This window comes from Peribacillus sp. NPDC101480 (assembly GCF_050277335.1).
Taxonomy (GTDB): Bacteria; Bacillota; Bacilli; order Bacillales; family DSM-1321; genus Peribacillus.
This window is the reverse complement of sequence record NZ_JBNNSB010000001.1, coordinates 1,329,041-1,341,206: the sequence shown is the minus strand read 5'-3', so window position 1 is coordinate 1,341,206 and position 12,166 is coordinate 1,329,041. Positions and strand designations below refer to the sequence as shown.

The window sequence follows — 12,166 nt, the reverse complement described above, 5'->3', positions numbered from 1 at the left end:
TCATTTATAGATTATTACATAGCAAATCAGTGCGCTCACCGCTAATAAAGACAAGAATAATAGTGATGCATGTTTCTTGTTTTTAAACTTACCTTCAACAAAACAAACAACCATCGTCAATCCTGCACTTATGGCAAAGGTATTTCCCAAGTACAGTGATAATTGTTTATTTATCTCAAAGGCATCCATTAATCCGTTAAAGATAAAATTAAAAACAAGAATGAAGCTAAAAAATAGAAAGGCACTTTTGTAACTAAAAAAGTGAATTCTGGATGTTGAATTCATATCCTTTCCCCCCTCAATTTATAAAAGGAGTTTGGAGCATTTAGTCCCAAACTCCCTTTTAGGTATTCCTTATAAAGCGATATTTTGTTTATCCGTTGTTTCTACCACGTTTTCCTGAGCTAGAAGCTTTTTATCGTACATCTTAAAGAATGGCAGATAAATAAGGACTGAAATTGTTAAATTCACCATCACGAGAACAACGGCTCTCCAATCACCGCCTGTTGAAAGGTAGGCACCTATTGGAGCGGGCAATGTCCAGGGAACCATTACATATGTCGGGTTCACAAGTCCGATGGATGTTGCTATATATGCAAGTGTCGCACCAATTAGCGGTGTAATGATAAATGGAATAATAAGTACCGGGTTCAATACAATCGGCATCCCAAAGATAACAGGTTCATTGATGTTAAAAATGCTTGGCACAATTGTTGCTTTCCCCATTGCTTTACTATAGGTGGATTTTGCCGTTAAGAGCATGGCTATTACCAAACCCAAGGTTGCACCAGACCCACCAATCCAAATAAACCATTGGAAGAATGTTTCAGGAGCTATGTGGGGAATTGCCTTTCCAGCTGCAACTGCTGCCGAGTTATTCCCCAAGTATACTTCCCATACCGGACGAGCTACGGCACCTACTACTGAAACGCCATGAATACCAAATGACCAAAAGAATGTAATCAAAAATACTGGAATTAATACACCTGGCAATGTATCGCCTGCACTGATGAGTGGTGCAACCGCTTTATCAACAAGTGAATGTAAATCAACAGCAAAAACGACTGTAATTAAAGTCATGACAAGCAGTACAATTGAAACTGGTATTAAAGCTTCAAATGAACGGGCCACTGAAGTTGGAACAGAATCAGGCATTTTAATCGTGATATTCTTTGTCTTACAAAGACGTAAAATTTCGACAGCAAAAATGGATACAATCATTCCTACAAAAAGACCATGGCCTCCGAGATTTGTCATTGGCAAAACAAACCCCACATCATCCATCATCTTTACACCAATTGTGAACAAGAAGGCTGCTAATGATAGTAAACCTCCAGATAGCGGGTCAAGTTTATAGCTTTGAGATAAACTGTAGCCTATACCAAAAGTAATATATAGCGTCATGATAAACATCGTTAATCGATATGGTATTAAAATTTCAGCGATATGTTTTGCAGACCATTCACCTAATGCAGTATCTGCTGCAACGGGCGGAAATGCAATGATCAAGAATAAACTTCCAAAGATGATGAAAGGTAACGCAGAAACCACACCATCCCGAATCGCGCGTAAATGTTTTTGCTCAGACAATTTAGCCATAGGTGTTGAAAGATTATTTTCTAAAAAAGCTACAAACTTGTCCATTCGTGTTTTCCCCTTTTACGTTTAGTGAAAAGAAATAGTAATTAGTTTATTATTTTGCTAGTTCCGTTACCAGTTTTAATAGTTTAGGTCCGCCAAGAGGGCTGTAAGCTTGGGCTGGAATGGCTTCACATGGGACGCCCGCTTCATCTGCCGATGCCTTAAAGCCATCGAAACGATGTTTGACTTGCGGAGCTACCATTGCAACATCCCAGCCATTTCGTACTTCTGCATCAAATTCTTGAGTGCCGACTGCCAATACTTCTATGGTTACACCCTGTTTTTCCCCTTCCTTTTTTAAAGCGCTTACAACGATTGCACTAGACATTCCACCTGAGCATACGAATAATACTTTCATTCTTTGTTCCTCCAATTTTTTTATTTTTTTTATTAAAAGCGTTAAATCGTTTTTCTTATGAATCCTTGTGCTTTCACTAAACGATTTGAGGCTTCTTCATATGATACATTCGTTAAAATCATGACAATTGCAATTTTAGGCTGTGCATGTGCCTTTTCTAAGTATTCATCTGCAATTTCATAGCTACAGTCAGTAGCATCCATGATAATACGTTTTGCACGTTCAACCAGCTTTTCATTAGTTAACTGTAAATCTACCATTAAATTACCATAAACTTTTCCTACTCCAACCATTGAGGCGGTGGAAAGCATGTTGCATACTAACTTTTGCGATGTTCCAGCTTTTAAACGTGTAGAACCCGTCAGGACTTCAGGCCCGTTTACAACTTCAATCGCAACTTTTGCAATCTTACCTATCTCAGAACCTTTGTTACAGCTTATCGACACAGTTCCTGCACCAACTTGATTGGCATATTCCAATCCAGCAATAACATATGGAGTGCGTCCACTAGCTGCAATGCCCACTACGACGTCCCTGTTTGTTAATTCGATTTTCTTCAAATCTTCAGGACCTAATTCAAAACTGTCTTCAGCACCTTCAACCGCCTTAATGAAAGCCTTTTCCCCACCAGCTATAAGACCCACTACTTCACTCGGATCGGTATTGAATGTTGGGGGACATTCTACTGCATCCAATAAACCGATGCGCCCGCTTGTTCCTGCACCCATGTAAATTAATCTGCCGTTTTTATTCATGGCTTCAACGATCATCTCCACGGCTTTAGAAATTTGCGGAAGTTCTTTTTTTACACAATGGGCAACTTTAATGTCTTCTTCGTTCATCACCTCTAAAAATTCCAGTGTTCCCATTTCATCTAAACTCATGGTCTTTTCATTACGACGCTCTGTCGTTAAATGCTCAAGCATACATATCATCCTTTTTTATTTCAGTGGTGAAGTGGTGAAACTTTATTTGCTATAGAGAATATATCACTATTAAAAATTAATTTCAATATTGTATATACATTTTTAAAATTTAATTTTAAAATAAAAGTAAGATACCTAAATTGATTGGTTGAATGTTAGCTTTCTACTAAAAACTAAAAAGCAAACCGAGTAGCCATTTCGTGAACCAAACCTACGATTCTTTTTATTGTTAGATCTTATCTCACTATTCATAGATGACAAATTCATATATTCATTATTTGTTAACGCTTACAAATAATTAAATATAAATATTAGTAATGAAATGAGGTTGTACTATTGATGAATGAAAGAATTACTAAGAAAAAATTGGGTTCATTGGCTCTAGCCGCTTTGGTGGGGGGATCACTTCTCCTTCCAGCTGATTTGAAAGCAAATGCAGAATCTGGGACAATTCCTCAAACAACGACTTATGTAAAACAGGAACTTCGCGCAACTTGGATTGCAAGTGTGTTAAATATTGACTGGCCTTCCAAACCTGGTTTATCCATATCAGCACAGAAAGAAGAATTCATAAAATATTTGGATGAACAAAAAGCGATGGGAATGAATGCTGTCGTTATGCAAATTAAACCCACTGCGGATGCTTTTTATCCTTCTGAATACGGTCTTTGGTCAAAATATTTAACAGGAGTCCAAGGAAAAGATCCCGGGTATGACCCTCTTGCATTCATGGTAGAAGCAGCACATGAGCGTAATATGGAATTTCATGCGTGGTTTAATCCTTACCGCATTACTATGCCTTTAGGTAAAACAGCTGAAATATCGGATATTGATAATCTTCTGAAATCTCACCCTGCCAGAAAGCACCCGGATTGGGTCATACCATATGGACAACAATTGTACTTTGATCCAGGCATTCCTGGCGTACAACGGTTTGTGATCGATGGAATAATGGAAGTTGTTAAGAATTATGATATCGATGCAGTCCATATGGACGATTATTTCTATCCTTACAAGATTGCAGGAGTACCTTTCCCAGATGAAATTTCCTATCAAAAATATGGAGCAGATAGATTTTCAAATGTTGAAGATTGGCGCAGGGATAATGTAAATAACCTTGTTAAGAATATTAATGAAGAAATCAAGGCAGAAAAATCATATGTGAAGTTTGGTATAAGTCCATTTGGAGTTTGGCGCAACAAAGCAGTTGATCCCACAGGATCTGACACTGCCGCAGGACAAACGAATTATGATGATTTATATGCAGATACCCGAACGTGGATCAATAATGGATATATTGATTATATTGCCCCTCAATTATATTGGAATATAGGATTGCCAGTAGCTGACTATGCCAAACTTCTTGATTGGTGGACAAAAGAAGTCGAAGGTAAAAATGTTCAACTCTATATTGGACAAGGAGACTATAAAATTAATACAGAGTCCAACGGTGTGCAAAACTGGTTCAATCCTGAAGAAATGCCAAACCAGTTAAAACTGAATCGAACATATAAGGAATTTGATGGAAGCATGCATTTCAGTGCCAAAGATTTACGGAAAAACCCCCTTGGGATAGCAGATCGGTTAAGCGGGGATATTTATAAGCATCCCGCATTGGTTCCAGCCATGCCTTGGATTGATGATCATGCACCAAAGGCTCCAATGGTGAGAAATTCAACACAATCAGGAGATGGAATACAATTTGAAATTCACGATCATAAGAAATCAGATGCATCTTATTATGCCATTTATCGTTTTGATGGGAAGAAAAAAGGAAACATTGAAGATTCAACGAACTTACTTGCCACAGTGCATAAAGAAAATACAAGTCAATTGTTTAATGATGGCAGTGTAGAAAAAGGCAAGACTTACACATATGTTGTGACAGCATTGGACCGTACCCACAATGAAAGTAAACAAACTAGGCAGATTTATATAAAAGTAAAATGATCTTCAAGAAATAGCTTTATAGCTTAAGTGTTATATCTCAGTGAACAATGGCAGCATACACTGCTGCATATGATGCTAAGTCAGGATTATAAAAGAATTGAAGTAGGTGGAATGACGATGTACATAGTTGGATTAATGTCCGGAACATCACTGGATGGAATTGATGCTGCACTTGTTCGGGTGAATAATAGTGGACTGGAGACTGAAATGGAAATGATTGAGTTCATGACATGCCCTTTTCCAAAAGATATTGAAAAAGAAATTATGCAGTCTTTATCTGCAGAAACATCCAATGTGCAGTTAATATGCAGTTTGAATTTTAAATTAGGAAAATTATTTGCCAATGCAGTAAAGGAAGTTTGTCATAAAGCTGGATTTCCCATAAATAAACTGGATCTTATTGGATCCCATGGACAAACCATTTACCACCAGCCTTTAAAAGAACAAAATTATATACCCTCCACTTTGCAAATTGGGGAAGCTGCAGTAATTGCTCACGATACAAACACACTTGTAATCTCTGATTTCCGTACGATGGACATGGCTGCTGGTGGACAAGGAGCTCCTCTTGTTCCTTTTACCGAATACATTCTTTATAGAAGTGAAACGAAGGGAAGATTACTTCAAAACATAGGGGGCATTGGAAATGTAACCGTCTTACCCAAGCAGGCATCTCTGAATGACATGTATGCCTTTGATACAGGGCCTGGGAATATGATCATTGATGAAGTATGCCGCCAATTGTTCAATATTAGCTATGACGAAGGTGGTAACATAGCTAAACAAGGAAAAATTAATGACGAACTTTTATCTTATTGTATCAGCCATCCTTTTATTATGAGCCCTCCGCCAAAATCAACTGGCAGGGAATTATTTGGCAAGCAATATGTAGTAAAACTATTAAAGATGTTTGAATCACTTCCCAGTCATGATATTTTAGCTACAGTAACGATGTTTACAGCAAAGTCGATTGTGGAGAACTATCGAAAATTCATCTTTCCAAAAACCAATATTGAAGAAGTGATAATTGGCGGCGGAGGCAGCTATAACAAAACGTTATTAAATATGATGCAATCACTGCTTGGAAATTCTATTCAAGTTTTGACTCAAGAAGAGTTGGGGTACTCTTCTGAAGCGAAGGAAGCAGTGGCCTTTGCATTACTTGCAAATGAGACTTTCCATGGTAATACGAGTAACGTCCCCAAGGCTACCGGTGCTGACTTCGATGTCATCCTAGGAAGCATGACCTTCCCTCCTTCATATCTGAAGGAGCATAAAAATACTTTTTAACCATTTAAAAAAGTGGAAGGCACATCGATATTTGATGTGCCTTCCACTCTTTTTTGAACCTGAAGAATCATCGCGGACTCTTCTGTTTTATTTTACTGGCCAAGCTGCATGGATACATACTTCACTTCTAAATATTCATCCATGCCATAGTGTCCCCCTTCCCTGCCTAAACCACTTTCCTTCATTCCTCCAAATGGTGCTTGGGCAGTGGATGGGGCACTGTCATTAATACCGACAATCCCATATTCAAGAGCATCCGAATAGGCAACTGCCTTATTTAATGACTCGGTATACACATAAGCTGCCAAGCCAAAATTCGTATTATTGGCTCGATCTATAGCTTCTTTATCGGTTTTGAATGTACTGACTGGCGCAATTGGCCCAAACGTTTCTTCCTGCATGCACAGCATATCATCCGTTACATTGGAAAGTATGGCTGGTGCGATAAAATGGCCTTGTTTTTCATCGACTTTTGAGGTGTTATGGATGATGGCCCCTTTACTTGCAGCATCCTCTAATTGAAGCTGTACTTTTTTTACTGCGGCTCCATCTATCAATGGACCAAGATCGTTTCCTTCCATTCCATTTCCAACCTTCAAAGTTAAAACGGCTTCTTCAAAAGCTTGTAAAAACGGCTGTTCGATTGTTTCATGGACGAAAATTCGATTCGCACAAATACATGTTTGTCCAGCATTCCGGAATTTTGATTGAATCAAACCATTTACAGCTTCTTCGATATTCGCATCCTCAGCAATGATGAACGGAGCCAATCCACCGAGTTCAAGCGAGACTTTTTTTACTGTTTCTGCGGCTTTTTTCATTAGATGTTTCCCTACAGGAGTGGAGCCGGTAAATGTGATCTTTTTAACACGTGAATCATTCATCCACACGTCTGATACATCTCCCGGTTTCTGTGTAGTTACAATATTCATCACGCCTGCCGGAATGCCTGCTTCATGGGCACTTTCAACTAATAGCAAAGCGGTCAAAGGTGTTTGTTCCGCTGGTTTGATGACCACGGTACATCCTGCGGCAAGGGCTGGCGCCACTTTCCTCGTGATCATGGCAGCAGGAAAATTCCACGGGGTAATGGCAGCAACGACACCGACTGCCTGCTTTTGCACTAAAATACGCTTTGATGCAACGGAGGCTGGTATGATTTCCCCGTAGTTGCGCTTTGCTTCTTCAGCGTACCATTTCACGAAACTTGAAGCATATTTCATTTCACCTTTTGCCTCTGCCAATGGCTTTCCTTGCTCCAATGTCATGATCGTTGCGAGTTCATCAAGCCTGTTCTCAATGATCGTGTACCACTTCTCAAGTAATTCCGCCCTATGGTATGCACTTGTTTTCGACCAAGTATGAAAAGCAGCCTGAGCTGCATCCACTGCAGCCTTTGCCTCTTTTTCGTTAGCGTCCGGAACATAGCCCACAGGCTCCAACGTTGCTGGGTTTTCCACTACAAAATGACTTTCTGTATGAATAGATTCGCCGTTTATATAAATTGGCCATTTTTCCGCTACTTTTTTCATCCTGCTTTAATCTCCTCTTCTTCTTCTTCATGATTTGTAAATGTCTTATCATTTTCACCTTTGAAAAAGTCCTTGCCATATAAAAGGGCACATAATAAAATTCCTGCTGCAAACGCCATTCCAGCACCTTTTATAACAAGGATGGCAGCTACGACTCCTGCAATTCCCAGGTCGCGTTGGCTCTTTGCCTGCATGACGCCTACGCGTACGCTAACATATCCTTGAACCAAAAGCGTCAAGGCCAAGGCCACACCGAGAATTGGTTCCACCAGGCTTACTACCGGCAATAAGAATAACCCTGTATTCGTACCCCAACGGAACGAGCCGGCACCGCCGAAGAAAGAATTCATGGCTTTCTTGCCATTCTTGAATCGCTCCACAACCACGACCTGCATGGCTGCCCACAACGGACCGCACATTGTTATATCGGGTCCGATAAAACTCATGATCATATTTCGGCCACCAAAAATTAAATGGGCTCTGTTTGGATTATAGTCCACTTTTTCATCTTCCCTGACCTCATCGGATTCAGAAAGCAGCGCTTTCGTTTTGAGCACATCCCCGAATACGACTAAATAAGTAGCGAAAACAGCTGGAATCGCACTTAAAAAGAAGGTCAAGGCGGGAAAACCTAAACCAAAAACAGTATAGTCTGACCAAAGCGTAGCAAAATCCGGACTGCTGAATCCCCATTGGATATCAGGCCATTTTGCTTCTCCAAAAATGGGGGCTACAAAGACAGCAAGTAAGATTGCTGGCAATATCCCTAAATTGCCTATGAATATCCAAACTTTGTTTCGCATTTTCAATTTTCCAAAACTTTTCGAAAAAAGCAGATAAAAGGCAAAGCCGATACAAATGCTTATTGTATAAGGAAATAAATCAAACTTTCCACCCACTTCAAAAATGGAAACGACAGCACCAATACCCGCTCCTAAAATGATGCCTGATTTGATTGCATTCGGCACTAATCGCACGACCTTACTGGCAAGTCCGGTCATTCCTAGCAATATTGATAAAATACCTAATGTTAGTTGAAATGCAACGAGAGCATAGACCCGATCAGGTCCTTCGGGAAATTGCCCGACGAACAATACAAGCAATGGAACCGCAGGTGTAATCCAACCTGGTATAACAGGGTCCCCGAGTAAATGATGCGCCAAGTATAATAATCCATTCAAGACAACGACGGCTAGAGCCACATCAAAAGGCATACCAAGATGGTCTGCAAGCAGTGTAATAGCTCCAAGATCAACTGCACACATCAATAAGCCTTGAACATAGTCAGGCCACTCAAAACGATAATGGACAAATGGCAGTCTAATTTTAAAAGGTCCCGCAGGTATATACGATGTCTCTTCTCCATAGCGACGGTTTTTCCATTTCATGTTGTTTCCTCCACTTAAAAGCCATAGGCTGAACGGTAAATTTTTTCGATATCCCGGACGTTTAATGCACGGGGATTATTGCGAAGTAAACGGACTTGTTTGATGGCCTCGGCAGCCATTTCACTTAAAGCCGATTCAGGAATGTCAAATTCACTTAGTGACTCTGGTATATCAACATAACGGCATATTCTGGTCATCGCTTCTATAGCCTTATCCGCTGCCTCATCATCATTTAAATGATTGACTTTCTCTCCAAGTGCTTCAGCAATCTCGCGGAACCTTTCCAAACATGCAATTTTATTCCACTTCATCACAAATGGCAGTAATAATGAATTGCTGACTCCATGTGATAAATGGAAGCGGCCTCCAAGAGGATAAGCTAAAGCATGAACAGCTCCAACACCAGCATTTCCAAAAGCTAATCCTGCCATTAGGCTTCCAGTGATCATCGCTTCACGTGCTTCCAGATTATCTGGCGCAGCATAAGCCTTTGGTAAATTTTTTGCGATTAACTTCATGGCCCCAATTGCCAAAGCATCCGTAACGGGCGAAGCAAATTTGGAAATATAAGCCTCGACCGCATGAACAAGTGCATCCACTCCACTCGCAGCAGTCACACTTGGCGGGCAAGTCAGCGTCATGACGGGCGATACAATCGCTACATCCGGTAAAAGGTACGGACTTACAATTCCCTTCTTAACCTGTTCTTTCTTGTCCGATAAAATCGAAATATTCGTCACTTCTGACCCTGTTCCTGCCGTCGTCGGTATGGCTATTAAAGGTAGACCTGGGACTTCAATCAAGTTCGTACCGAAATATGTCTCGATGCTGCCGGAATTCGTAGCCATGACGGAAGAGGCTTTCGCAATATCCATCGCACTTCCTCCGCCTACCGCAATCAGTCCATCATGTTTTCCATCCTTGATTGACCGTACACATTGCTCAACGATTTCAATTTCCGGTTCTGGATTCACATCCGAAAAAATACCACATTCTGCAGAAAGTAAATCCTCAACCCTTTGTACAACCCCAGCACCCACTAAAACTTTATCTGTAACGATCAACGGATTCTTCATCCCTAATCGCGTAACCTCATCAGTCAGCTGCTGTAAAGAATCTGCTCCTGTCACCAATTTGTTAGCCATAGAAAAAATAGAAATATTCATGGTTATCTCCCCTTTCATGTATTTACTAATGCAGGAATCATGCCAAAGTGTGAAAACGCTTAATTCATAAGGGGGATAACCTTTTTTTCATGGGTAACAGTATAAATAATGAGTGGAAAACAAATCAAATAAACTAATTCGATTCGTTTTCTAATCGCATGTGAAATTTTTTCATTTTTTGCACCAAAGCGCTTTGACTGATATCCAAAGAGATGGCAGCGGCCCTTGTAGTCCCATACTTCTTCATCGCATTCAGGATCAGGGAACGCTCCAGCTCGGAAACGGCTTCCTTCAAAGAATGTGTTGTCGTTTTTTTTGATAAGACCGGCTGGATGAAAGATGGTAAATTAGTTAAATCAATCGTATCATCATATGTCGTGACGACCAGCCGCTCTGCAAGACTCGCAAGCTCACGTATATTGCCAGGCCACGAATAGTTCGTCAGCCATTCATAGCATTCCGGTGTCATCTTTTTCTTTTCATCATATTTTTCATTGAATTTTTTCAAATACATTTCTAAAAGCGGGATCGTTTCTTCCTTTCGCTGGCGTAAAGGCGGGACTTCAAAGGAAACGATATTAAGCCGGTAATAAAGATCTTCACGGAAAGATCCTTCTTGCACGAGGGAGGCCAGATCGCGATGGGTGGCTGTAATTAACCTGACATCCACTTCTTTCATTTCGGTAGAACCAACTCTCATAAACTTGTTTTCTTCTACCACTTTCAAAAGTTTTACCTGTAGCTCTAAAGGTAAATCCCCAATCTCATCCAAAAATAACGTGCCACCATTCACTTTCTCAAAAATCCCCATTTTCCCATTCTTAAGGGATCCGGTAAATGCCCCGGGTTCATATCCAAAAAGTTCAGATTCCACCAAGTTCGCTGGAATGGCTCCGCAATTTAATTCAAGGAAAATTTTTTCCTTCCTGGAGCTTTTGGCATGTATGTACTTGGCGATTAAACTCTTCCCTACTCCCGTTTCCCCCTGTAACAAGATCTTCGCATCCGTTTTAGCTACTTTATCAGCCAATTTGAATAAAGGAGTTGTAGAGGGACCAATGATTATTTCCTGTAAATTCACCTGTTCCGAGCCAGGCAATAATTGAGAAATAGGTTGGAAAGATAACTTTTGGCTGTCAATCGTATACTTCATCCGGATTAATTCAGTAATATCCCTAACACTATTAATGACAAATATGACTTCATTCTGTGGCGATAGAATAGGTGTGGCCGATACGATGATCTTTCTTCCATTTCGAATTCTTTGTGTCAAAGTAACTTGATTCTTCGTTCGAATGGAGTCCAATGAAGCAGAGACGGATATCATGCCTTGCTCAATTAAATAACTCATTGGTTTTCCGATGATTTCCTCTTCTCTTATTCCAGTAATACGCTGATACGCTTGATTGATAAATAATGTCGTTCCATCACCATCCGTGATATACACCCCATCATACAGGGCATTAAATACAACCTTGCATAAATCACTCTCGAAGAATGCTTGAAATTGTTCATAGGGTATTGAGTAATTCCGTAAATTTTGCAGCGGTGCATTAACGGTAATGAAATGAGAAATTGGCTTCGTCAAATCACTCTGCTGCACTGCTGCAGATAACGCCTCTATAGTCAAAAATCCGATGAAATCCTCTGAATCATCCAAAACTTCCACTTCAGTGCTTCCTATCGGGAAACATGATATCGCTTCCTCCACTGTCATATCCGAATAAAACTTAGTCATCAATATCCACTCCCTGACTGGTCTTTAATATTTGATAGAGCACTTCCTCCTTGATTGAAGACTTTTTGAAAGTTCTGGCGGCTTCCTAGTCTTTTCAAATTAAAGAAGGCAATAAACTTATTAACTTATATTGTGTGAGCATTATATAATGTCCATTTCTTTTTAATGATACTATGT

At 40.1% G+C, this 12,166-nt stretch carries 10 protein-coding genes; 2 read left to right on the top strand and 8 right to left on the bottom strand.

The genetic code is table 11. The features are described 5' to 3' along the window. The 4 genes from ACQKMF_RS06655 to murQ all read right to left on the bottom strand — a co-directional run bounded on the left by ACQKMF_RS06655 (window position 1) and on the right by murQ (window position 2,925). Window positions 1-285, bottom strand: coding sequence for a hypothetical protein (locus ACQKMF_RS06655; protein ID WP_101222294.1), 285 nt, complete (start codon window positions 283-285; stop codon window positions 1-3). A 69-nt stretch (window positions 286-354) separates the two neighbouring features. After that, a complete protein-coding gene (locus tag ACQKMF_RS06650) occupies window positions 355-1,644 on the bottom strand; it encodes a PTS sugar transporter subunit IIC (protein ID WP_402937886.1) in 1,290 nt (429 codons plus the stop codon). A gap of 49 nt (window positions 1,645-1,693) precedes the next feature. Then, window positions 1,694-1,999: a PTS sugar transporter subunit IIB gene (locus ACQKMF_RS06645; protein ID WP_061463755.1), complete on the bottom strand. Its 306-nt coding sequence runs from the start codon at window positions 1,997-1,999 to the stop codon at window positions 1,694-1,696. Between the two features lie 41 nt (window positions 2,000-2,040). After that, entirely contained in the window at window positions 2,041-2,925 is an 885-nt protein-coding gene (gene murQ / locus ACQKMF_RS06640) for an N-acetylmuramic acid 6-phosphate etherase (RefSeq protein WP_260358938.1), read from the bottom strand. Between the two features lie 339 nt (window positions 2,926-3,264). On the opposite strand from murQ, the gene ACQKMF_RS06635 reads away from it, so the two are divergent. Both ACQKMF_RS06635 and anmK read left to right on the top strand, forming a co-directional pair. Then, window positions 3,265-4,875 carry a glycoside hydrolase family 10 protein gene (locus ACQKMF_RS06635; protein WP_402937890.1) on the top strand — a complete coding sequence of 537 codons (1,611 nt, stop codon included), beginning with the start codon at window positions 3,265-3,267 and terminating at the stop codon, window positions 4,873-4,875. 117 nt (window positions 4,876-4,992) lie between these two features. After that, the gene (gene anmK, locus ACQKMF_RS06630; protein ID WP_402937893.1) at window positions 4,993-6,165 is read left to right on the top strand and encodes an anhydro-N-acetylmuramic acid kinase AnmK; all 1,173 of its coding nucleotides are present in this window, start codon (window positions 4,993-4,995) and stop codon (window positions 6,163-6,165) included. A 92-nt stretch (window positions 6,166-6,257) separates the two neighbouring features. On the opposite strand, the gene ACQKMF_RS06625 is transcribed toward anmK, so the two are convergent. The 4 genes from ACQKMF_RS06625 to ACQKMF_RS06610 form a co-directional block, all read right to left on the bottom strand. After that, on the bottom strand, window positions 6,258-7,697 hold the full coding sequence (locus tag ACQKMF_RS06625; RefSeq protein ID WP_260358940.1) for an NAD-dependent succinate-semialdehyde dehydrogenase: 1,440 nt from the start codon (window positions 7,695-7,697) through the stop codon (window positions 6,258-6,260). After that, the gene (locus ACQKMF_RS06620; protein WP_402937897.1) at window positions 7,694-9,085 is read right to left on the bottom strand and encodes a hypothetical protein; all 1,392 of its coding nucleotides are present in this window, start codon (window positions 9,083-9,085) and stop codon (window positions 7,694-7,696) included. The genes ACQKMF_RS06625 and ACQKMF_RS06620 overlap by 4 nt, the downstream gene beginning before the upstream one ends. Before the next feature lie 14 nt (window positions 9,086-9,099). Beyond that, window positions 9,100-10,251, bottom strand: coding sequence for an iron-containing alcohol dehydrogenase (locus ACQKMF_RS06615; protein WP_101222301.1), 1,152 nt, complete (start codon window positions 10,249-10,251; stop codon window positions 9,100-9,102). A 133-nt stretch (window positions 10,252-10,384) separates the two neighbouring features. Beyond that, window positions 10,385-11,989 (bottom strand): sigma-54 interaction domain-containing protein, encoded by a 1,605-nt coding sequence (locus ACQKMF_RS06610; RefSeq protein WP_427572214.1) that lies wholly within the window; start codon window positions 11,987-11,989, stop codon window positions 10,385-10,387. Window positions 11,990-12,166 lie beyond the last annotated feature (177 nt).